At 40.4% G+C, this 23014-nt stretch carries 17 protein-coding genes and 1 tRNA gene; 11 read left to right on the plus strand and 7 right to left on the minus strand.

Features of this window, described 5'->3' with window-relative positions:
• Positions 1–217: 217 nt before the first annotated feature.
• Positions 218–1057, plus strand: a complete 840-nt coding sequence (locus B3H30_RS23120) for a class I SAM-dependent methyltransferase (RefSeq protein WP_145327445.1) — start codon at positions 218–220, stop codon at positions 1055–1057.
• Positions 1047–1259: a hypothetical protein gene (locus B3H30_RS23125; RefSeq protein ID WP_145327444.1), complete on the plus strand. Its 213-nt coding sequence runs from the start codon at positions 1047–1049 to the stop codon at positions 1257–1259. The genes B3H30_RS23120 and B3H30_RS23125 overlap by 11 nt, the downstream gene beginning before the upstream one ends.
• 365 nt (positions 1260–1624) lie before the next feature.
• Here the strand turns inward: B3H30_RS23125 and B3H30_RS23130 are convergent.
• The 4 genes from B3H30_RS23130 to B3H30_RS23145 form a co-directional block, all read right to left on the minus strand.
• Positions 1625–1697 (minus strand) — tRNA-Lys (locus B3H30_RS23130).
• 141 nt (positions 1698–1838) lie between these two features.
• Positions 1839–2117, minus strand: a complete 279-nt coding sequence (locus B3H30_RS23135; RefSeq protein ID WP_145327443.1) for a lipopolysaccharide assembly protein LapA domain-containing protein — start codon at positions 2115–2117, stop codon at positions 1839–1841.
• Positions 2118–2172: 55 nt separating this feature from the next.
• The gene (locus tag B3H30_RS23140; protein WP_286709525.1) at positions 2173–4923 is read right to left on the minus strand and encodes a heavy metal translocating P-type ATPase; all 2751 of its coding nucleotides are present in this window, start codon (positions 4921–4923) and stop codon (positions 2173–2175) included.
• A gap of 258 nt (positions 4924–5181) precedes the next feature.
• Entirely contained in the window at positions 5182–5415 is a 234-nt protein-coding gene (locus B3H30_RS23145; RefSeq protein ID WP_145327441.1) for a hypothetical protein, read from the minus strand.
• A 269-nt stretch (positions 5416–5684) separates the two neighbouring features.
• On the opposite strand from B3H30_RS23145, the gene fbp reads away from it, so the two are divergent.
• Both fbp and B3H30_RS23155 read left to right on the plus strand, forming a co-directional pair.
• Positions 5685–6695, plus strand: coding sequence for a class 1 fructose-bisphosphatase (gene fbp, locus B3H30_RS23150; protein ID WP_145327440.1), 1011 nt, complete (start codon positions 5685–5687; stop codon positions 6693–6695).
• A 114-nt stretch (positions 6696–6809) separates the two neighbouring features.
• Positions 6810–8258 carry a L,D-transpeptidase family protein gene (locus B3H30_RS23155; RefSeq protein WP_145327439.1) on the plus strand — a complete coding sequence of 483 codons (1449 nt, stop codon included), beginning with the start codon at positions 6810–6812 and terminating at the stop codon, positions 8256–8258.
• 41 nt (positions 8259–8299) lie between these two features.
• Here the strand turns inward: B3H30_RS23155 and B3H30_RS23160 are convergent, their stop codons facing one another.
• A complete protein-coding gene (locus tag B3H30_RS23160; RefSeq protein ID WP_145327438.1) occupies positions 8300–9832 on the minus strand; it encodes a DUF3943 domain-containing protein in 1533 nt (510 codons plus the stop codon).
• Between the two features lie 101 nt (positions 9833–9933).
• Here B3H30_RS23160 and B3H30_RS23165 point away from each other — a divergent pair, with 101 nt between their 5' ends.
• Positions 9934–11466: a SulP family inorganic anion transporter gene (locus B3H30_RS23165; RefSeq protein WP_286709524.1), complete on the plus strand. Its 1533-nt coding sequence runs from the start codon at positions 9934–9936 to the stop codon at positions 11464–11466.
• Position 11467: 1 nt separating this feature from the next.
• On the opposite strand, the gene B3H30_RS23170 is transcribed toward B3H30_RS23165, so the two are convergent.
• Positions 11468–12058 carry a methyltransferase domain-containing protein gene (locus B3H30_RS23170; protein ID WP_286709523.1) on the minus strand — a complete coding sequence of 197 codons (591 nt, stop codon included), beginning with the start codon at positions 12056–12058 and terminating at the stop codon, positions 11468–11470.
• Positions 12059–12311: 253 nt separating this feature from the next.
• Between B3H30_RS23170 and B3H30_RS23175 the strand changes: the two genes are divergently transcribed.
• The 5 genes from B3H30_RS23175 (at position 12312) to B3H30_RS23195 (ending at position 20693) form a co-directional block, all read left to right on the plus strand.
• A complete protein-coding gene (locus B3H30_RS23175; protein ID WP_075992038.1) occupies positions 12312–12770 on the plus strand; it encodes a hypothetical protein in 459 nt (152 codons plus the stop codon).
• A 251-nt stretch (positions 12771–13021) separates the two neighbouring features.
• Complete coding sequence (locus B3H30_RS23180; RefSeq protein ID WP_145327434.1) at positions 13022–14293, plus strand: glucose-1-phosphate adenylyltransferase; 1272 nt, start codon at positions 13022–13024, stop codon at positions 14291–14293.
• 217 nt (positions 14294–14510) lie between these two features.
• Positions 14511–15287, plus strand: coding sequence for a phosphatase PAP2 family protein (locus B3H30_RS23185; protein WP_286709522.1), 777 nt, complete (start codon positions 14511–14513; stop codon positions 15285–15287).
• A 379-nt stretch (positions 15288–15666) separates the two neighbouring features.
• On the plus strand, positions 15667–18912 hold the full coding sequence (locus B3H30_RS23190; RefSeq protein WP_286834869.1) for a SusC/RagA family TonB-linked outer membrane protein: 3246 nt from the start codon (positions 15667–15669) through the stop codon (positions 18910–18912).
• Between the two features lie 11 nt (positions 18913–18923).
• A complete protein-coding gene (locus B3H30_RS23195) occupies positions 18924–20693 on the plus strand; it encodes a RagB/SusD family nutrient uptake outer membrane protein (protein WP_120334650.1) in 1770 nt (589 codons plus the stop codon).
• Positions 20694–20803: 110 nt separating this feature from the next.
• On the opposite strand, the gene B3H30_RS23200 is transcribed toward B3H30_RS23195, so the two are convergent.
• Entirely contained in the window at positions 20804–21733 is a 930-nt protein-coding gene (locus tag B3H30_RS23200) for a metallophosphoesterase (protein ID WP_286709519.1), read from the minus strand.
• 641 nt (positions 21734–22374) lie between these two features.
• On the opposite strand from B3H30_RS23200, the gene B3H30_RS23205 reads away from it, so the two are divergent.
• Positions 22375–22965 (plus strand): YdeI/OmpD-associated family protein, encoded by a 591-nt coding sequence (locus B3H30_RS23205; protein ID WP_286709518.1) that lies wholly within the window; start codon positions 22375–22377, stop codon positions 22963–22965.
• Positions 22966–23014 lie beyond the last annotated feature (49 nt).

The raw sequence follows: 23014 nt of genomic DNA on the forward strand, positions 1-23014 counted from the left end.
TCTGTTATACTATATCTAACATATTATCTGGTCTTACTCGAAAGACAACTCTAAAACAGAGTGATTAATGCATTGAAATTTTTTGGTTTTTAATGCACAGATAATCCTATCGACTTATTTCTTAATCTTAAACAAAACAAACGATTATCAAATCGGTTGCATTATCACTTTTGCGGTGTATTCAACATTTCAAAATGTGGTGAAACGATGACTAAAAATGAATAGTAAACAGTTAATAAGTAGAGATATCGAGCTATTTTACAATAGAGCATCCGAAGAAACTCGACTTGACAAAGGAATGGGCGTATTTGAATTTGAAAGAATTAAATCACTCGTAGAAAAATATATACCAACTTCATCTTCAAAAATAATAGACATTGGTGGTGGTACGGGAAAGTATTCGGAATGGCTTGCTAAAAAAGGACATCAAGTTCATTTAGTAGAGCCAGTTGCAAAACATATACAAATAGCCCAAAACAGAGCGAATAGATTAAAGAACAGTTTTTCTGTACATTTAGGAGAAGCTCGAAAATTGGAATTTCCAGATAATTATGCAGACCTAATAATACTGCACGGCCCTCTTTATCATCTTCAAAAAAAGGAGGATAGAGATTTAGCCATTTGCGAAGCTAAACGTATTTTAAAGAGTGATGGGATTATTTTGGGTTTTGCCATCAATTATACGGCATCAACGCTGGTTGGTCTTTTAAACGGCTTAATTCACAAAAAGCCATTTTTTGACATGTGCAAAGAAGAATTAATAAGGGGGATGCACAATCCGCCCGATGATTTCCCTTGGCTTTTAGCAGAAGCATTTTATCATAAGCCACAACAGCTAAAAGATGAATTTATAAATCAAGGCTTAATCTATCTAAATACTTATGCGGTTGAGGGTATGGCATGGTTGGATAAAAAATACTTTGCCAATATGCTGAATAACAAAAAACGAAGAACATTAATGGAACTTATGCAAGTTACTGAAAATGACAGCTATCTTTTACCCTTTAGTCCACACATGATGATAGCTGTGCAAAAAAAATATAGTTATGGAAAATAAAGAAAAATATTACAGAGCATTAATAGAAAATGACGGTCAACTTAATGAAATTGACCTCGGGGAAAAAATAGGACTTAATGAAGATGAAACAAACGAAATAATTGTACAGCTTCTAGCTGAACATAAAATTGAATATGCAGAAAATAGAGCGTGTAATTACAGTCTAATGAAAGGGGTAAGAAAGAAAAATAACAGCAGGTAATGATAGCTAAATTTTACAACGAAACATTGTCTAAACTAGAAACGGCAATCAATGAATTGGAAATTGAAACTGATTGTTCCGTACAACGGATGGAGGCTGTTATACACTTTATCCTTGAAACACAGCCCTGAGCCTCCATTGGATCGAACCCGGCCGACCCTTCTTTCGAATCCTAATAGTCTTAAAACAAGAAAAGCTAATCTTTCGATTAGCTTTTCTTTTGTGATCCCGCTGGGATTGGCTCAGCCCCTCATTTCCCAAACACAGCCCTGAGCCTCCATTGGATCGAACCCGGCCGACCCTTCTTTCGAATCCTAAGAGCTTTAAAACAAGAAAAGCTAATCTTTCGATTAGCTTTTCTTTTGTGATCCCGCTGGGATTCGAACCCAGGACCCATACATTAAAAGTGTATTGCTCTACCAGCTGAGCTACGGAATCTTACTTCTTTGTTTTTGAACTACCGTTCCTTGTTTGAAGTGATGCAAAGATAGGGTTAATCCCTATTCCACGCAAGTATTTGTGCGATAAAATTGCGCTACGGCTGTTTAGGGCTTCATTTTTAGTGATTTATTTTTTTATTTAGGACAGAAATTCCCGGTCTTCATCCGATAATTGGGACTTTCTGTCGCTGTTTTCTTCTTCCGATTCGTCTATTTCTTCCTCTTCATACGTCCGCTGTTTCTTTTTTTCGATTTTCAATAGGGATACAAATACAATTCCTGCAATAAAAAAGGCCAATAATAGCTTCCATAGTGCCACTTGTGATTCCCCGAGAAAATTGAGCTGCACCGATTGCGGATTTTTGACACACACAACTGTGATGATAACCGTTATCAAGATTAAAAAGATATTACGCATGTTACTGTAAACTATATGTCGTTATTCTAACAGCGAATATAGGGAATATCTGTTTTTAATCGATATCGATCTTTGCACGATTTAAGCGTAAAGAATTCAAGATAACCGAAACGGAGCTGAAACTCATCGCAGCGGCAGCAATCATCGGGGACAGGAGAATTCCGAAAGAAGGATATAGAAGTCCGGCAGCCAATGGAATCCCGAGTATATTATAGACGAAAGCAAAACCCAGGTTCTCCTTAATATTACGGAGCAGTTTTTGGCTCAGTACCTTTGCTTTGGCTATTCCGATAAGGTCTCCTTTCAGCAAAGTGAGTGAAGCGCTTTGTATGGCAACATCGGTACCTGTGCCCATGGCAATGCCGATATCGGCTTGAGCAAGGGCAGGGGCATCATTGATACCATCACCAGCCATAGCCACCACATGTCCTTTTTGCTGTAACGTGTGAATTTCCTGCAATTTATCTTTGGGCAAGGCATTGGCTTTGAAATGCTTGATGCCAACTTGATCCGCCACAGCCCTTGCCGTATGGATATTATCTCCCGTCAGCATAACGACATCGACTTTATGCTGTATAAGATATTGGATTGCACGCTTCGAAGAGGCTTTTATTTGATCTGAAATACTAAAATACCCCAATAAGCTACTGTCTTTTGCAAGGAAGGATACCGTCTTTCCATGGGATTGAGCAGTTTCGGCCATCTGCTTCATATCATGAGGAATTGTTATGCCGATAGACTCCATCAACAATTGATTGCCCAGTGCTATGCTATGTCCAGGTATATTTCCCGTGATTCCTTGCCCGGCAACATTTTCAAAATCGGAAACTGCAAGGTCCGTTTTACTATTTTCCTTTTTTGCCCTTTCAATAATAGCATGACCTAATGGATGTGTGCTATTGGCGTTTAAAGCTGCAGCCAAAGATAATATCTCGTCTTTGCTGCTGGAAGAGTTTGGCTGAATATCATCAACGGTGGGTTTTCCTTCGGTGATGGTACCTGTTTTGTCTGTTAGAACCACATCTACATGGTTCATTTTTTCCAGCGCACTTGCATCTTTGATCAGGATCCCATGTTTGGCCCCTTTGCCGACACCCACCATGACAGACATCGGTGTAGCGAGTCCCAAGGCACAGGGGCAGGCGACAATAAGTACGGCAAGTGCATTGGCAAAGCCGAATGCTAAGGAAGCGGAAGGAACCCAAAGCCACCAGGTAAGAAATGTCAAAATTGCAATGATTATGACAATCGGAACAAATATCTCGGATACTTTATCCGTTAATCGTTGAATGGGAGCCTTGCTTCTGCTCGCATCATTGACGAGTTGAATGATCTGAGCCAAAAGTGTGTCCGAACCGATACGCTCTGCTTTCATGAGGAAACTGCGGTCGCCATTGATTGTTCCCGAACTAACATGATCTCCTTCTTGTTTTTCTACCGGAATAGGTTCACCCGTCAGCATGGATTCATCAATGTTACTGTTGCCATCCGTAATTTGTCCGTCAACGGGGATTTTGTCCCCGGGTTTTACTTTGAGTATATCTCCGAGTTGAATTTGATCTATGCCGATCTTTTTATCTATTCCATTTTCTACGCGCGTAGCTTCGGAAGGGCTCAGCTTGATCAGCTCTTTGATTGCCGAATTGGTTTTGGAATGTGCTTTGGCCTCCATCACCTGGCCTAATAATACCAAAGTCAATATGACGGTAACGGATTCGAAGTAAAGTGCAATGTTGCCATGGTGATTTTTTAATTCAGCAGGGAATACCTGCGGAAAAAATAGGCCAACCAAACTATAGACAAACGCAGCTCCGGCACCAAGTGCAATCAGGCTAAACATATTAAGGCGCCAGGTTTTGAAAGATACCCAGCCCCGTTGAAAAAAAGACCAGCAGGTATAAAAAACAACCGGCAGGGATAAAGCCAGCTGAACCCAGCCAGACAAACTCGGCGAAATGATTTTACCTATTGGATTACCGGGAAGCATTTCGCCCATGGAAAGTATAAAGATCGGGACCGTAAATAGGATAGAGACCCATAATTTCATGCGTAGATCACGATAAGTGTGATCGTCGGCCTCATCATTCCCATTGGCTATAGGCACAAGGTCCATACCGCATATAGGGCAATTTCCAGGATGATCTTGTACAATCTCAGGATGCATAGGACAGGTATATTGAAGGTCTGTCTTTAACATGGGTACCTTTTCCAGATTCATGCCGCATACCGGACAGTTTCCAGGTTCGTTATAGCATTTGTCGCCCTCACAATGCATCGGACAATAGTATTGATCAGCAGACGTATGACCATGTGCTTTGTCAGGTGTAGATATTGTCTGTGATCGATGTACCGTAGCATTTGACTGAGCGGAATGATTGTGTTGCTGTTCGTGTTGGATATGCGAGGTTGCTGCATGCTCAGTATGCAGCTTATTTTTAATTGCTGTTTCTGCATCGAGCTTTACCAAATGCATACCACAGATCGGACAATTTCCTGGCTGGCTGTACGTTTTTTCACCTTCGCAATGCATGGGGCAGCCATATCTCTCCGAAGCTTGTGCTACAAAGTGTTGATCGGATTGTACGTCATCCTGATGCTTATGTATTTCGCTGAGCTGATAAGGGCCTAATTTTGATATTATTTCCTGTAATTGCTGTAACGGAATGTGTTTCTGGGATGTTACTGTCATGCTTGGCGGGTTTAAAGTTACCTCGGCATGAACCCCAGGAAGCTCATTCAATGCATGTTCGATTGTGGACCTACATCCATCACAGGACATTCCCGAAAGTGTATAGTGGTGTTGCATAGCGTTGTCTTTGTTGCCTAAAGTTAAACGTTATATCGAGGTGATTTTTACACTTTTACCGGGTTTTCTTGTAAAATTTCCCGTTGATAATATGTGCTTCCGGTTTGCTCTCATTTTCTAGGGCGAACCAGCTTTATAGTCTTCGGGAGACGGAATATGGTGTAAAAAAAACAGCGAAATTACGCTATGATAAACACAATCGAGCGATGTTTTGTTTGCTCTGGGGATAGGTATGAGGATAGGGGAATTTCCCTTTGATTAAGCCAGTAGCATTACTTGGGGATGTTTGATCAAGGTATTGATGGTTACTTGTTCTTTCAGAACTGCTTCGTGAAAAGACGCCGGGATCATCAATTTAAATGTTTTTTTTGTGGTTTTGATTACAAATAAGGCACCGTGAACGACCTGTTTATCATCAATAATCAACGTGTACTGTTTTGCCAATTGATTTCCTAATTTTTCCTTTTCGATGAGTTGTATAAGTTGTTGCATTGTATCAGAATATTTAGCCAAAATTACCAAATACTTAGCATTTATTGTTTTTTTTCTAATCGTTGCTATTTGAAATTTATCCACTGCTTTCAACCTTTTATTATTTTTTTAATAGCTAATAATCGTTTTAGCAAAGAAGAGATTTCAAAACATAGCGCAATCGATTGCGTATTTAGTCTGCTAAAATGCTAAATATGAGAAGGATGTATTTGCTAAAGTTTGTTTAACTTTTTTAGCTTTGTGCAACAAATATCCAATAAAACAACATTATGAGTGGTATAACTACACTAGGTCAATTTATCATTGAAAAACAGGCTGATTTTCCGTATGCTAAAGGGGAGCTTTCTAGACTACTGCGCGATATTGGAATCGCAGCAAAAATTGTAAATAGAGAGGTTAATAAAGCGGGATTGGTTGATATTTTAGGCGATGCAGGCCAGGTCAATGTGCAGGGCGAGGGACAAAAGAAACTGGATGTTTATGCCGATGAGCAGTTTATCAAAGCGCTTCAAAGTGGGGGAGAATGCTGTGTAGTTGCCTCAGAGGAACATGAAAATCCAGTGTATATCCAATCAGGGGTTTCCAAAAATGCGAAATATATTGTGTGTATTGACCCGCTGGATGGCTCAAGCAATATCGATGTTAACGTATCTGTGGGGACGATTTTTTCCATTTATCGACGAATTTCTGATACGGGTGTTTCTTGTAATAGCAATGATATTTTACAGCATGGAACGAAACAGGTCGCTGCAGGTTATATAATCTATGGTAGTTCAACCATGTTGGTGTACACAACAGGAAAGGGCGTAAACGGATTCACATTGGATCCTTCGATCGGCGAGTTTTGTTTATCCCATCCTGATATGAAAATTCCGGCTTCGGGTCAAATTTATTCGATTAACGAAGGAAATTATTCCAAATTTCCAAACGGCGTTAAGCAATATATCAAATATTGCCAAATGGAGGACAGTGCAACGCAACGTCCTTATGCGTCACGGTATATCGGCTCAATGGTGGCCGATATTCACCGTAATCTCCTCAAAGGGGGTATCTTTCTTTATCCAACGACTTCTGCGCACCCTAATGGTAAGCTAAGATTGATGTATGAGTGCAATCCAATTGCCTTCATCATTGAGCAGGCAGGGGGTAAAGCTTCGAATGGATCGCAGCGCATACTAGATATTGAGCCAAAAACTTTGCACCAGCGATCAGCAGCTTTTTTGGGCAATACCGATATGGTGGAATTGCTGGAAGATTTCCTGAAAAAATACAGTGATTGATTCTGTAGTGATTCAATGACAGGTAAGATTCTTTAGACAATAAGAATTATTTATCTTTGTCCTTAGAAAATGGCTTCATTATTGCGAAGCCATTTCTTTTTCACGATTTGTAATATGTTACGTTTTTTAGTTTTTATTTCATTTGTTTCAGTAGTATTTTTTTCTTGTAAGGATAATCCTCCGACTTATGGTGATGTGTTGGCGAAAGAGTTTGAGAATAAGTCCTATAAGGATTTTGACACTGCAGCGTATGTAAAAGTCTTCCGTGAAGTGTATGGCAAGGAAAAATCTCAATTGGTTAATCCAAGCTGGATGAAGGAATTATCGGATTCTACTGAAGGGATGACTTTAATTGCCGAACACCTTTTTGATGGTAGTATAGACACCATGTTAACTTACTTTGAGCGGAGTGATGCACATGGTATTCGAGCTAGTTATTTCCATACAGCTGCGATTAAGGAAACATTATCTTCGCTTCGAAAACTGAAAAGCAAAGATGTTGCTGAAGTTTATCCATTATTGGCCAAACTTGACTTATTGAGTACTGATGGGCTCGTGGCTTATATCAGCAGCATAAAATATGGTGTGGTCAACCCCAAACGCCTTTATGGAAGATATTTCGTTCCTCAAAAGCGTATGAGCTATGGCAAAGTTGTACAAATGCTGGATAGTGTAAAAATTGGAACTGTGTTGACCGATATCCAACCTAAAAATCAGTATTACACCAGGTTTCAGGATTTATTGGAAAATGGGAACCTAAACAGTGCACAACGTAGCCAGGTGTTAATGGTATTGGAAAAATTGCGCTGGATGGGAGATGCTTTTCCGGAGAAATATGTATTTGTGAACATACCTGAACAACGGTTACATATTATGGAAGAAGGGAAGACAAGTCAACTGATGAATGTGTGTGTAGGTGAAACTGATAATCCGGCTTATACGCGAAAAGGTGAGAACCACGAGACGCCTGTCATGCAGGGGGTGTTGGATGCCATGCAAGTAAATCCTGTATGGAATATTCCAAGCAGTATTGTCAAGAAAGAGTTATTGTCAAGCGTTCGAAATAATCCAAACTATCTGGCCTCGCGTAATATGGTAGCCTATTACAAAGGTAAACAAGTGGACCCTGCAACGGTCAACTGGAATTCGGATTCTGTGGAGAATTTTCGTTTTAAACAAAATCCTGGTTCGGATAATTCATTGGGGAATGTGAAGTTTTTGTTTGAGAACCCCTATTCCATTTATTTGCACGATACGCCTGCAAAACAAATGTTTGGGCAGAGCAATCGCGCTGTGAGCCATGGTTGTGTGCGTGTTGAAAAACCCGTTGATTTGGCGTCTTACCTTGTCAATAATGAAAAACAGGCCGAAAAAATTGCAAAAGAAATTACCACAGATTCGATCTCAAAATCACGTTGGGTAACACTGAAACGGCAGATGCCAGTTTATATCACCTACTATACAACCTGGTTGGATGACGAAGGAAAAATCGTTACGTATCCGGATATATATGGTTATGATCCGCGTTTGAAGGAAGCGTTAAAGAAATATTGGACAAATTAATCAAAAAGGCTTAACTTATTTAGTTAAGCCTTTTTTTATCGCTAGTATTCAGAATTGTAGGCTAGTGCTATCCGGACAAAAGGATAGTCTTTGTTGACATTGTTATGGTCTTGATAATGACCTTCCAATCTAAAGTAACCGGAGTAAAGGTTGACACCGAAATTTTTCCAGATACGCATTGAAGCACTCGTGGATACCGCGTGTAGAAAATGGTGGGATTTGTTGCCACTGATTGTGACAAAATATCCGCCACGATAATCTATACCAAATTTAAAGCGGTTTAATGTGCTCAATGTGGCTGAAGCCCTAACATCTGCCCCGGGGCCATAATCGTAAGTGCGACTTTCACCAAAATGGAGATAAGGATCAGGTACAGCAGCCAATACCACTGGACCACCACCAAGGATGGTTGTCAGCTTGGTACGGCTACCAATATTGAAGTTTGAAAAAACATTGTAATTGATGCTCTGTGATCCGTAATAAAAAGCTTCATTGCGTAGAAAGTCGAAATGCGCAGACACGATACCACGATGACGTCCTGTTAAATTGGATAAAATACGGTTACCGTATAACGAGGCATACACATTGACCGCATTGACGATGGAACTATCATCTGATCCAAGTTCCAAGTTGAGGAAGAAATCATCAAAGGGTTTCTTTTTGTCTAGATCATCGTTGGTGTAAATCAGTTTGATACGAGCATAGATGTCATTCTTTCCTTTATTCAAGATGTCATGTTCTTTGGCATCAAACCGTCTTAGCCCCAATTCAACTTCAGTGTGTACTAAAGAACTGTCGACCACCGCACCTTTTACCTTATCTCCCCAGCGCCCGTCGAGCAGACGGTTGAGCCCGTTTATCGGATTGATCAACATGGCCAATAGTTCTTTTTTATTGCGTTGTCCTTTGGTCAGGCTTGGGCGCGAAAGAATATGATGCGATAGTCTATGGGTCATTTCACCTAAAATAGTACCGCCAAAACTTGTGTTGATGATATCATTGATGGATGGTGGTTCTGTTTCACCTGCAGTTTCCCAGATATAGCTACCAGCTACGGTTGCTGCTGTCGATTGTAGAAAACTGTAGTTGTTGGATCGGAACGAATTAAAATAAAACTGACCGTGATAAGGATGCGCTATTTGATTTGTTGCAAAAAGATTGTCGTCCCAGGTCCAGGCTGACAGTTTTAAATGACTAAAGAAGTTTTTAAAGGAAATATGGGAAACAGGATCTTTTCGAATGAAGTAATTAACCGATGCAGGAATAGCTTGGATGGAAAACCACTCAATTCCCGCCCTTAAGAAGTTCTTTTTTTGGTAATCGAATAGACTGTCTGTTTGTTTCACGTTGATAAGATGATTGTTCCAAAGTCGTGGTTGCTCATCGTGGTACATGGGATATTTTTCGATAGGTTTCGCTCGAAATAGGCTATCTGAAGTAACTAAGGAGTCTCTAGCTGGTAGGAATGTAGCCTTACTAGGCCCTATACTCACGAGCTGGACAAGCAACAAAATGATACATATTAAGAGACTATAATAACGTTGGTTAATGCGTTGTTTGATCGAAATGAACATACTGTTTTGCGATAAAATTTGTAAAGAATAACAAATATTGGGGAAAAGTGTTTGTGTGATTAGTACCTTTGCGGCAATTATCCCGTTCAAGTAAATTAAAAATGAACAATACCTTTGAAATATTCAATATAAAATCGACTAATCTTAAGAATGAGTTGTTTGCAGGATTAACGGTCGCAATGACAATGATTCCGGAATCACTCTCATTTGCAATTTTAGCTGGGCTACCACCGTTGACGGGACTTTATGCAGCATTTTTAATGGGTTTGGTGACCTCCATTTTGGGCGGTAGACCAGGGATGGTTTCCGGAGGTGCTGGCGCAACAGTGGTTGTATTGATGGCCCTGGCGGCAAGTCACGGTATTGATTACCTGTTTGCTGCTGTCGTCTTGGCGGGGCTCCTGCAATTTTTAGTCGGGCTTTTTAAATGGGGGAAATTTGTACGCTTAATTCCGCAGCCCGTTATGTACGGTTTTTTGAACGGACTGGCCATTATCATTTTTATGGCTCAAGTAGTCCAATTTAAGGTGAATACCGAACAGGGGGCGGAATGGATGTCGGGAAGTACCTTATACATCATGGGGGGACTGACTCTGCTGACGATGTTGATTGTGATTGGATTTCCTCGGATAACGAAGGCTGTTCCAGCCTCTTTAGTCGCTATTTTAGTTGTATTTGGTCTAGTTTCTTTTTTAGGTATTGATACCAAAAAAGTAGTAGATATTGCCTCTGTTAGTGGGACATTACCCCATCTACATTTACCTAATGTACCCCTGAGCTGGGAAACATTGCAACTGATTTTTCCGTATTCTTTGGTGATGGCTGGAGTAGGGTTGGTGGAATCGCTCCTGACACTGAACATGGTGGACGAAATAACGGCGAGTAAGGGAAATGCAAACCGCGAATCCATGGCGCAGGGGATAGCCAATACAATCAATGGATTTTTTGGGGGAATGGGTGGCTGTGCCATGGTTGCTCAAACACTGGTCAATTTAAATGCTGGTGCCCGCACGCGACTTTCTTCTTTTATAGGAGCGATGACCATCTTAGTGATTATTTTGGTAGGTGCTCCTTTTATTGAGCAGATACCCATGGCCGCGCTGGTCGGTGTGATGATGATGGTGGCCATTGGAACCTTCCAATGGGTGAGCTTGCGGATTGTCAATAAATTTCCCAAATCAGATATTTTCGTTGGGATTATTGTCGCCGGAATTACCGTGGTTTTACATAATTTGGCACTTGCGGTGCTGATTGGTGTAGTGGTATCCGCACTTGTATTTGCCTGGGATAATGCGAAGCGCATTCGTGCAAGAAAATATTTGGATGCCGAGGGCATCAAGCATTATGAAATCTATGGACCTCTTTTCTTTGGTTCGACAGCTAATTTTTTGGATAAATTTGATGTTTTGGAAGATCCTGAGCGTGTGATTTTAGATTTTAAGGAAAGTCGTGTGGTGGATATGTCCGCCGTGGATGCACTCAACAAAATTACCGAACGCTACGCTGCACAAGGGAAAAAAATCGAATTGTGGCACCTCAGTGAAGATTGTCGCTCTTTGTTAAAAAATGCTGCGGGCATTGTGAAGGTCAATATCATGGAAGATCCAACCTATCGGGTCATGCCGGGCAAGTAGACTATTTTTTGCGCAGCTCAAAAAAGAGTTCATTTCCCTGTCTTTGGGGAATACTGTTGGTTGAATCTGTCAGCTGTAAAATGTCAAATTGCGAAGCGAATAATTGTTGATATTCCGTTTGATCTCCACCGAAAGGTGGTCCCTGTTTTGCAAATTCCCGTTTGAACAATAAACCCATCAGAATACCCTGCTGCTTGAGCAAAGTATGCATTTGTTGTACATAGCTGGGACGTAATGAAGGATCCAGTGCACAAAAAAATGTTTGCTCAATTATATAGTCGTACTGACCCTGGTGCTGGAAGAAATCTTGACATACAATTTGGATCTGAGGGCTATTGGCGAACTCTTTTCTTACCTTCGCAACGAGGGTCGGAGCGATATCAAGTAAGGTAATTTGATGGAACCCCATGTCAAGTAGAGCCTTTGCTTCATAAGCATTTCCACAACCGGGAATTAGAATAGATGCATGTTTGGCAATAGACGCTGCTGCATAATTGATAATAGCAGGAGAGGCATAGCCAATATCCCAGCCTGTTGCTTTGTTCTTATAACGTTCATCCCAATAGTTCCCATCCAATAATGAAGAATTCATAGCTGTTTTGTTCTATATACTTTAGCAATTTACGCAAATTTTAGGTCAAGGTTGCCTTCCCATGGATGAAAATTTAGTTTGGTTATCCTTCCGTAAGTTGATTTTATTGAGTTGATTTGCACTATTGTGGTCGAAGTTCGATTGGCAAGAAGTAGCATCCGGGAGAAATCTTGAAATTCACGTGTGTTCCATACGATATTAAAATTTATAGCGTTCAATTACTCTAGTAGGGATAATCCCCTGATGTTTTTAGATGAATTATATTAAAGTAGTTTTATTTATTGTTTTATTTCTAATTGTTGGTCTTGCCTACGCTAATCAAGATTGGAATGGTTTGGAGAGCGCGCATCACTATATCGGTTATTTGTTGTTATCACTCTATATATCGGGCTCAACACTGTTTATGTATAAACCTCTTAAAGGGGATCGAAAACTAAAACGACATTTTTTTATTCGATTTTCTGTAGTCTGTATCGCCTTTCTGCTACTTCTTGTCCCATATTTGATTCTTAAACAACAAAATGATGCTTTGGGGGCTGGATATTTACTCTATTTTATGACCGTCAGTCTTGCAGCACCGTTGTCCATTTATGCCTTTATTGAGATCCTATGGTTATTTACCCAAAAGAAATATCCGCAAATAGGTGTTAACCTATTACTTGTTGGCTATATCTACTGCCTTTTTTTATTCAGTGGTCTATTTGGATATTAAACCTATGGGAGACACGGACTTGTCATCATCGCCTTTTAATCGGTTAAAATTAAGCATGTTTCTGCTCGTTTTTCTAGAATTACTTTTTTGTGAAAAGAATCATTGATTAAAATTGTTGTTTGCTTCTTATCCGGAAAATTGCTAATTTAATAAGGATTCTTAAACCTGAATTTAAAGAATCTCGAGACTAAACCTGATCAGGTCCTTGTTCTTGAAGATAACAATTTTATAACCAATTAATGGATTGAGGTATGATACACAAAGTAGTTTCCCTTGTATTGGGAGGAGGTCGAGGGTCGCGCCTTTTCCCATTGACACAGCAACGGTCGAAACCAGCGGTTCCAATAGCTGGAAAATATCGTTTGGTCGATATTCCGATTTCGAACTGTTTGAATTCTGGCTATAATAAGATCTTCGTACTGACGCAGTTCAATTCAGCCTCTTTGAACACACACATCAAAAATTCTTACAATTTCAGCATTTTCAGTAAGGGCTTTGTTGACATCTTGGCTGCTGAGCAGACCAATGAGGGCGATCGTTGGTTTGAGGGTACGGCTGATGCCGTTAGGCGAACGCAGAAACATCTCCTGAATGTAGATTACGACTACATTCTTGTCTTGTCTGGTGATCAGTTATACCAAATGGATTATTCGAAGCTGATTGACTTCCATGTTGAAAATGGGGGGGATGTTACCATTGCGACTATACCAGTCAATGGTAAGGATGCTACAGGATTTGGTATTTTAAAAGCGAATGAAGCGAATGAGATTACCGCTTTTGTTGAAAAGCCCGATAAGGATGAAGTATTAAATTGGACCTCAGAGGTCTCCGAGGTTTTGCATAAGCAGGGAAGACATTATCTGGCATCCATGGGGATTTATGTTTTCTCAAAAAACATCTTGCGCAACCTTTTAATTGCCAACCCCGGGATGGATTTTGGCAAGGAAATTATACCGGATGCCATTGAAGCACTTCGCGTGTTAAGTTATCAATTTGATGGTTATTGGACCGATATCGGAACCATCAAATCCTTTTTTGATGCCAATATCGGATTAACGGATGACATTCCGGATTTCAACCTGTTTAATGAAACCGTGTATACACGTGCGCGGATGCTTCCACCTTCGAAAATTTCGGGGACAACCTTGAATAATACGGTAATTGCCGATGGATGTATTTTAAATGGAGATAAACTGGAGAGGTCTGTTATTGGGATACGTTCCCGTATTGGTGAAGGGACGGTTATTAAATCGACCTACATGATGGGAACAGATTACTATGAGCAATTGGAAGAAGTGTTGGAATTGGGAAATACACAAAAGCCACCACCGGTAGGCGTGGGTAAACGTTGTTATATTGAAAATGCTATTTTGGATAAGAACTGCCGTATTGGCGATGACGTTCGTATCATTGGTGGACCGGGCTTGAATGATGGCGATTTTGATACGCATATGATCTGTGACGGCATCGTTGTTGTGAAAAAAGATGCTATCATTGCCAATGGTGTTACGATAGGATTTTGATCATTTATATATGTTGAAGCGAAAGTCCGCCGTCTATTTAAAAGCTAAAACAGCGGACTTTCGTTACTTTTCCTTTGTTTAATGATAAAATGGAGATTGATGCCCAATATTGCCGTGCTGTATGGATTAATACTGTCAAAGAGGTAGTTTATAAAACTGTCAAAGAGGTAGTTTATAAATATTATCTTTGCGCATTATAAAATTTTTTAAGGCTAAAATGATCGATTACTGGAAACAGATTGTTTTTTATTGGCTACTGGTTTTACTTTTTGTAATGCCGGTTACCTCATTTGCGCAGATCTTGTCGGAACAACCTTCGGATTCGAGCAGCAGATCTCATTTTTTTAAGAAAATTCCTTACAAAGAACTGGCTGTTCCTGTAGGATTGATCACCTATGGTACCGTTGCCAAAGGGAATCCCTTTTTAAAAGGGATAGATGAAGACATTAGAGACGGCGTTTCGAGAAGGAACAATCAAAAAATTAAGTTGGACGATTTCACACGTTTTGCTGGAACTGCCGGAGTTTTTGTGCTGGATGCGGTCGGGGTACCTGCGAAACATAACCTTAAACAACGCCTGTTCACAACGGCGGTTTCCAATATTATCATGACTTCAACCGTGAGAATTATGAAATCTACTATACCTGTTTGGCGACCCGATAGTTCAGCGAACAATTCCTTTCCTTCAGGGCATGCTGCCACTGCATTTGTTGGTGCGGAATTACTTTGGCAGGAATACAGACAGGAGTCAATTTGGTACGGAATAGCGGGGTATGCTGTTGCCGCGGGTACCGGTTATCTGCGGATGCACAATGATAAGCACTGGTTCTCGGATATCGCTATGGGAGCTGGGGTCGGGATCTTAAGTACTAAAATCGCCTATTGGTTGCTACCGCTGGTAGACAGTCGATTGCAGAATTCAAAAAAGAGTTATGTGGTATTACCAACCTATAATGGACGGCAGTTTTGTCTAAATGCCAGCTTACAGTTTTAGGTTCTTATTTTTTTTAGTCCCATTCGGAGCCTCTACATTGATCGTACTTGGCTCGCCTGAAAATAAAATTTCCTAGATATTATTCATACAGGGATGTAAATCCACTTTAAATCCCTGTGTTCACTACCGTTTTTAGGTGTCCTACCTGAAGATCGGGACTGCTGTGTCCGGCATTTCCATTCCCTGTTTTAAGCATGTAACGTTTCTGTGAATTTTAGATTAAAAAATCATATTAATTTCGTTAATAGGATTTTGTTTTTTAAATTTAATAGACAATCTAATCCACTTTTGCTGTTTTTTATAAAAAGAAAAGCATGCAAAGTCAATAAACCAAAGTTGAACCCCACGGTTCTTTATTATTTTAAACCAATTTGTAATTATGATGAGAAATTTTTTTCTTCATGGAAAGGCGAGACCCATTAGCCTTTTGGGGCTCTGCCTGCTGTTTAGTCAGCCCGATTCTTACGCGCTGAATCTGGATCCGATCAATGCTATTGTCGATCAAGATCAGGTTACAGGGATAATCAAAGATGAGAAAGGTCAGGCATTAGCCGGTGCTACCATCACCGTCAAAGGAACATCCGTTCAAACGTCCTCCAATCAACAAGGTGTTTTTTCTATTCGCGCAAGGCGCGGTGATGTTTTGGTCGTGAACTACCAAGGATTTACAAAGCAGGAGGTGGCCGTTTCCACAGGCAACGTCAATGTCGTCATGGTTTCGAGTGATCAAGCACTTGAAGAAGTTGTGATCATTGGTTATGGTAAGCAGCGGAAAGGGAATATTACTGGTTCGGTCGCTACCGTCAATGCAGAACAGTTAAAAAACATCCCCAGTTCAAATCTTTCCAATTCACTCGCCGGTAGAGCTGCAGGTGTCAATGTCACCAATACTTCGGGGATGGCCGGAGCATCGTCGAGCTTGCGTATACGGGGGAGTTTTGCCGAGCCACTTTATGTAATTGATGGCGTAGTTCGCGATAAAGCTGCATTCGATGTGCTTGAAGCGAACGAGGTTGACCAAATGACCTTCTTAAAAGATGCTGCAACTGCCGCAGTGTATGGCACCCGGGCCGGTAATGGCGTAGTGGTGGTAACGACAAAAAAAGGAACGGCGCAAGCCCCTGTTTTTAATGTACAAAGTAATTATACTTTCAATACGCCAACACAGGAGCTCCTTGCTAATTTAACGACTGCGCAAGATGAACTCACTTATCAAAACCGGGTCGCCGAATTTCGTGGTCTTTCTATCCCCAATGGACAAAAAGAGTTTGATTATTTCAAGGACAAAAATTACAATGCTAATGACGTTATCTGGCGCAATCCGTTTACACATCGACAATCAATATCGGTTAATGGGGGTGGCGACAAAATTACTTATTATAGCTTGCTGAGCTACCGTAAAGAAAATGGATCTTATAAATCTTTGGATCATGAGAAATTTAATCTAAGGAGCAATATTTCCGCACAGATTACCGAAGATTTTAGCATGGATTTTAATATTTCAGCCAACCAGACTAATTCGAAGCGCTTTTTTTGGCCATTCAGCACATCTTCGAACGATGATGATTTTGATGTATCCGATTTCTACCGTGTTACATTCAACTGGCCAAAGATGTATCCGTTTTACCTGAATGCAGACGGAACACCGAGCAATACACCAACGGCTTATCCTGTACAGACGCCTATGGGAAGCTGGCAGGCGTGGAATGTGATCGATCAGGTCATTGGGGATCGCTATATAGACCGTAAAGTGCGGCAGGTCAATCCTATTATGACCCTAAACTTGAAGCTGGATAAATTGGTACAGGGCCTTTCGACAAAAGTTGTCGGAAGTTACATTGCTCAAGACTATATGCGCAAGCGTTATATGAGTTTTCAAAAGAACTATACCTTTACTTCTTTAAACCCGAATGACAACCGCTTTATACCAGCTCCGCCATCAGAAGCTAATATTAATATTTTTACTTTTAGTCAGAGCCAGCCTTTCATGGATTATAGCCCACAACGATTGTGGGAATATCAGGTAAACTGGTTTTTAAACTATAACCGCAAGTTTGGTAAACATTCCGTAGACGGAACATTGGTTTATGAACAGTCCAAAAAAGGAGGGACTTATGTCACTTCACGGGCAGAAAATCCAATTACAGCCCTGGATCAAATGTTTATTTATCCTACAGATCGCAACTTTAGGTCGACAACTGCCAATGAAACGATCGATTCGAGACGTGGTATCATCGGGCGTGCCAACTACAATTATGCGGATAAATATATTGCGGAGTTTTCTTTTCGTTACGATGGTTCACCATTATTTCCGACGGATAAGCGGTGGGGATTTTTTCCTTCAGTATCAGCAGCCTGGCGTGTGTCGGACGAAAACTTCTTTACGGATATAAAAAATACGATATCGGATTTGAAGTTCAGAGCTTCTTATGGTACAACGGGTAACGATTTGGATGTCAATGCCAATCGAATCGGGCAATTTGGTTATTTAGAAAAGTATACAACCTCGGGCGGTTATATGTTTGGTGACCGCTATTATAATGGTATTGCGTATGGTGCAACCCCAACACAAAATCTAACCTGGACAACTTCTAAGAGTGTCAACTTGGGTTTGGATTTTGGATTTGTTAATAATAAGCTGACCGGTAGCCTTGATCTGTTTTCACGCAAGGAAACCAATATTCTTGGTCCAAGATCGCTGAAGGTCCCTGACAATTACGGTCGTGCACTTGCTCCTGAAAACTATGCGGCGAGAAGTTATAAAGGCGGCGAGATTTCTTTTAACTGGAATGACAAGGTTGGTGAAGTGGCTTATGGTCTCAATGCCAATCTGGGGTATGCCAAAGACCGTTGGGACATCATTGACGAAGAACCATCTTATGCATCGGGCCAGCCGCAGAATTTTCGCTCCAGAATTGGACGACCTGAGAATAGAATTATCGGCTTAGAATCCCTTGGTTTGGTTAGGACACAGGCTGAAGCTGATGCGTTGAAAGCAAAAGGATTTAAGACCTACGGAAGGGATCCTTTTCCTGGGATGATCTTATATAAAGATATTCAGGGGGCGAATTACTCAGGTGGTCCGGATGGGAAAATTGATGATAACGATTTGCAGTTATTGTCGGACAATAATTCTCCGCGCATCAATTATGGGTTTGGATTCAATGCGAGCTGGAAGGGCTTTTATGTCTCGGCCTTATTTCAGGGAGTTCTTGCTTATGATCGCATGATCAGTAATCAAGAAGGCGGTGGAATGCGTCAGCACGGTGATACCTTCCGTCCATATTATCCAATTTGGGCTTCCGATGTCTGGACACCGGATAATACCGACGCCAAATATCCGCGGCCAACAGGATACTCTGGATGGGCCGAATCCGGTGCAGCCCCTTCGTCATTCTGGATAAGAAATGGAGCCTATTTGCGCTTACGTGACCTTAATGTTTCTTATCGATTGCCGAAGAGCATGACGGAGAAACTGCGTGTGAAAGATGTCAATCTGTTTTTTAATGGGACCAATTTGTTTGTTTTTTCGCCAATGAAAGAGTTTCATGATCCCGAACAAAAGCTGTATGATTCTTATCCAGTCATGAAAACCTTTACGTTTGGACTTGATGTTAAATTTTAAATGAAAAAAAGATGAAAAAAATATATTATCCTTTAATTGCATTGGCCTTGTGCATGTCCTCCTGTAAAAATGTATTGGACATTGAGGACCTCAATTCGCTGGATGAAGCCAAGGTATGGGCTGATCCAAATCTAGTGAACGGCTATCTTGCCAATTTATATCCACTATTTGGTAACTGGAATTCTGGTGCGGACGGAAATTCGGAACAACTAATCGGCATCGCTTTTCCATTGGATGCGGTTACCGTCAACAATGGTTCTTACAAATCATGGGATTATACAACCATCCGGAAAATCAATACGGCCATACAGAAAGTCAATGAAAGTACTTCATTAAAAGACGATTTTAAAAAAACGGTGATTGGCCAAGCGTTGTTTATGCGTGCCTTTATGTATTTTAACATGGTCAGGATCCACGGCGGTGTTCCTTATATTACTGTACCGCAAGACCTAAAAAATGATGATCTTAATGTGCCCCGCAATTCGACAAAAGAATGTTTTGAGCTGATCGTTAAAGATCTGGATCAGGCAATTTCACAATTGCCAAAAACAATTGCAAAAGGAACAGCAGATTATGGGAAAATTGATGGTGATTTTGCAGCCGCTTTTAAAGCAAAGGTATTGCTATATAAAGCTTCTCCACAGTTTAACCCTTCCAATCCTTATGGAAATGCCTATTGGCAGGAGGCCAATACCGCAAATAAATTAGCTTATGATCAGCTTAAGGCGGATGGCTATAGTTTGACTTCAGATTATTCCAACATTGCGCTGGTAGAAAAGGGTCCGGAGGTTGTTTTTGCTGTGATTAATACCTATCCAAATAAAGTTGCCAATTGGGATAATGGCGTGCGTCCGGGATCCGAAAGTAGGGGGCCGGCAGGTTCCGTTCCATCCTGGGAATTTGTAAAAGCTTTCCCAATGAAAGATGGAAAGTTATATTCCGATCAAGCGGGTAAATACCATAAGACAGAAGATCAATTTTTACAATCCTATTGGGAAAACCGCGATCCGCGTTTTGACAAGTCTATTGTGTGGAATGCCAAAATCTATGAAGTTTCCGGCAAGACCGGCAAAAGACAATACACTTCTGTCGGTATTGCTCCGGCTTTAGATGACTTTGGCATTAACCCGAAGGCAAAAACTCCATCGTCCAATTTGGATCGATATAGCGGGTTTTTTATCTTAAAAAATTCCAAACTGTCATTAAAGCAAACCGAAGTGGAAACTCAGTATGATGTCGACTTTGTGTTGATGCGCTATGCCGAAGTTCTATTGAATTATGCTGAGACGGCAAATGAAACAGGAGATTTTGCGACAGCCTTAGACCTGGTTACGCAAATTAGGAAAAGAGCGGGAATCGAGCCGGGCGCAGATAATAAATATGGCATAACAGCAACCACGAAGGAGCAAATGCGTGAAGCCATTTTGGCAGAGCGTAATATTGAGTTCTGTTTTGAGGGACATCGTTTTTGGGATTTAAGAAGGTTGCGTAAGCTCAATATACTGAACAATACAACCAAACATGGAGTTGAAGCGATAGCAATAAATTCAAATGGAACGGAGATGAATCTGGATGATGCCAATGCATTGGCCAAAACATATACATTGAAGGAAAATCAGTTCAAATATAGCGTCTTGCAGGTGCCCAGTACAGGAAACAAAGTGAATTTGGTACCCGATACCTATTATTTCTTTCCCGTCGCGCAGTCGGTCATTGACAAGAACCCAAATATCAAGCAGAATAAAGATTGGGGCGGAACATTTAATCCAACCATGGAATAGTATTTTTGTCTAAACCTATTCAATAAAAAACACCCGCAACAGCTAAAGCCGTTGCGGGTGTTTTATTTAAATCTCATTTATGGTGAGTTTATTAATCACCCGATTGAGCCTTATTTGGATGATAATTTAAAAACTCTTGAACTGAGTCTACCCTGGCCTTTGATTTTGATTTCTTTCGGATAGAGTTCCAAAAGTCCATAGGCGTTGCTGGTAGCTGTTTCGATCATACCCTCCATGGTTACAAAAGGAATATTATTTGCCATTACATAATTGCCTTTATGATTATGACCGGAAAGTACCAACTTAACTTCGGGGAATTTGTATAGTATATCAAGAACCTCCCGGTTATTGAGTGTTTCATAGCCGTTTTCTGGCAATAAAGGATGATGTGTCAATACGATCACATGCTCTTTGTTTTTCCACGCTTGGGCAAGTTCGTTTTGTAACCATTCGAGTTGTTTACGGTTAACTCCGCCATTCCAGGGTTGCGTATTTTTCCTTCCGCTTGTCTGTAGGCTATCCACCAGGGTTTTCCATTCACGTTGGTCTGCTGAATTGGGCGTTGTGGCATATTCACTGAGCGCATTCGTATTTAAGAAAACAAACCGCCATTTTCCTTTTGTAAATGCATAGTATTTAGCTGGCATCCCAAAAGCAGTGTGCAAAAGATCCGGTTTGGATACGTTAACATAGTCGTGGTTTCCAAGTAGACAATAAGTCGTTTTTTTTAAGGGGGAGAGATGTTCTAACAGTACTGGAAGATCTTTTGGACCTTCGTCGACAAGATCGCCAAGAATCAATGAAAAATCGACCTTATTGCGATTGAAGAAGTCTACAGCCGTATCGACCTTCATTAATGAATTGTGGTAGAAACGGCTACCGTGGTCTGTTTTGTCTGCGTATTGCATATCGGCCATGATACCGATACGGAGGACCGGTGTGTTGGATTGTGCCATGCTGAATAAGCCGGGTAAAGAGCAGATGACGAATATGGAAAGAAACTTCCATTCCTGTTTGATTTTTAAGCCAATCTGTTTCATTTTTTTAGCGTTTTAAAATATGTTGCTATAAGAATATATTAGTCCGTATTCCGGTAATGTTGCTTTGCTGTCTGTTTAGTCTATTTTTTGAACCACTGTTCTAGGTAATTAATTATAATGTTATCACGAGTATACTGAGAATAAATTAGAGATTCAAGTAAATTGAATACACAAACGTTTGTGTAAATTGATGGATCACTAACGAATTATAAATAATTGCCAACACATATAAACTATCGATTTTTTAGCTATTGTAATACTGTAAATTGGCGATTGTGGTGTTTAACGAATAAAAGGTTTTAACTTCTGTGTTGATTGTAATTTTTTAAGGACTTATTATTTGAAACGAAATGCAAAAATAAATACGTATGATAAAGAAAATCCTGATTAGCTTGACTTCAATTACCATTATTGGCTGTTGCTGGTTTTTTTTACGCTATTCGACGCTATCGACTTGGCGCCTACGCAAAATAATCATTTGGCAAGTGAGGGAAAATGGAAAATAGAGCAGCGGGCTGATATTGTCAATAGGACAAGCTGGTCGTTGTTCTGCAAAACATGGATGACTAGTATTCAAAAAAAACGTATTTTCACAATAGACAAATTTTATCCATACCAGTAAGGACTAAAAAACTAAATAAATGATCAAACAGAATTCGGCGGAGAGAATCACTATTTACCTGAATACAAAGGAAGAGTGGCGATTTTGGCTTGAGAACAATCATCACATAGCACAATCAATTTGGGTGATCTGTAATACTAAAAAATCAAATTTACCGGTGGTCAACTGGACTGAACTTGTGGATGAAGCTTTGTGTTTTGGCTGGATTGATAGCACACGGAGGCCGATTGATGCCTATTCATTCATGCAGTTATTTAGCCGAAGAAAACCCAATAGTACCTGGTCTAAAATTAACAAAGAAAAAGTTAAAAAACTAATCGATGCGAATCTGATGACTCCAGCGGGGCATGAGGTTATAAAAATAGCGCAAGAAAATGGCTCTTGGTCAATTTTGGACAGTGTGGAAGAATTAATTATTCCCGAGGATTTGGATGAAGCATTTCAACATTACGCTGGTTCAAAAGATTATTTTCTTGGATTGAGTAAATCCGTCAAAAAAATGATGTTGCAATGGATTGTTCTCGCCAAAAGACCAAATACCCGCAAAAAACGCATTGATGAGATTGCCGCAAGAGCAGCAGAAAAAGACAGGCCTAAGCAATTTCAGTAAGTTTCCAGTATTTTGAACTGCTATTTCGAGTGGTGAATAAAGGATTTTT

Source organism: Sphingobacterium sp. UBA7038 (genome assembly GCF_002494055.1).
In the GTDB taxonomy this organism is placed as follows: Bacteria; Bacteroidota; Bacteroidia; order Sphingobacteriales; family Sphingobacteriaceae; genus Sphingobacterium; species Sphingobacterium multivorum.

Bases quoted from the DNA above. Each gene is read 5' to 3' on its own strand.
- B3H30_RS23120 (WP_145327445.1), top strand. From the start codon at position 218: ATGAATAGTAAACAGTTAATAAGTAGAGATATCGAGCTATTTTACAAT.
- B3H30_RS23125 (WP_145327444.1), top strand. From the start codon at position 1,047: ATGGAAAATAAAGAAAAATATTACAGAGCATTAATAGAAAATGACGGT.
- B3H30_RS23135 (WP_145327443.1), bottom strand. From the start codon at position 2,117: ATGCGTAATATCTTTTTAATCTTGATAACGGTTATCATCACAGTTGTG.
- B3H30_RS23140 (WP_286709525.1), bottom strand. From the start codon at position 4,923: ATGCAACACCACTATACACTTTCGGGAATGTCCTGTGATGGATGTAGG.
- B3H30_RS23145 (WP_145327441.1), bottom strand. From the start codon at position 5,415: ATGCAACAACTTATACAACTCATCGAAAAGGAAAAATTAGGAAATCAA.
- fbp (WP_145327440.1), top strand. From the start codon at position 5,685: ATGAGTGGTATAACTACACTAGGTCAATTTATCATTGAAAAACAGGCT.
- B3H30_RS23155 (WP_145327439.1), top strand. From the start codon at position 6,810: ATGTTACGTTTTTTAGTTTTTATTTCATTTGTTTCAGTAGTATTTTTT.
- B3H30_RS23160 (WP_145327438.1), bottom strand. From the start codon at position 9,832: ATGTTCATTTCGATCAAACAACGCATTAACCAACGTTATTATAGTCTC.
- B3H30_RS23165 (WP_286709524.1), top strand. From the start codon at position 9,934: ATGAACAATACCTTTGAAATATTCAATATAAAATCGACTAATCTTAAG.
- B3H30_RS23170 (WP_286709523.1), bottom strand. From the start codon at position 12,058: ATGAATTCTTCATTATTGGATGGGAACTATTGGGATGAACGTTATAAG.
- B3H30_RS23175 (WP_075992038.1), top strand. From the start codon at position 12,312: ATGAATTATATTAAAGTAGTTTTATTTATTGTTTTATTTCTAATTGTT.
- B3H30_RS23180 (WP_145327434.1), top strand. From the start codon at position 13,022: ATGATACACAAAGTAGTTTCCCTTGTATTGGGAGGAGGTCGAGGGTCG.
- B3H30_RS23185 (WP_286709522.1), top strand. From the start codon at position 14,511: ATGATCGATTACTGGAAACAGATTGTTTTTTATTGGCTACTGGTTTTA.
- B3H30_RS23190 (WP_286834869.1), top strand. From the start codon at position 15,667: ATGATGAGAAATTTTTTTCTTCATGGAAAGGCGAGACCCATTAGCCTT.
- B3H30_RS23195 (WP_120334650.1), top strand. From the start codon at position 18,924: ATGAAAAAAATATATTATCCTTTAATTGCATTGGCCTTGTGCATGTCC.
- B3H30_RS23200 (WP_286709519.1), bottom strand. From the start codon at position 21,733: ATGAAACAGATTGGCTTAAAAATCAAACAGGAATGGAAGTTTCTTTCC.
- B3H30_RS23205 (WP_286709518.1), top strand. From the start codon at position 22,375: ATGATCAAACAGAATTCGGCGGAGAGAATCACTATTTACCTGAATACA.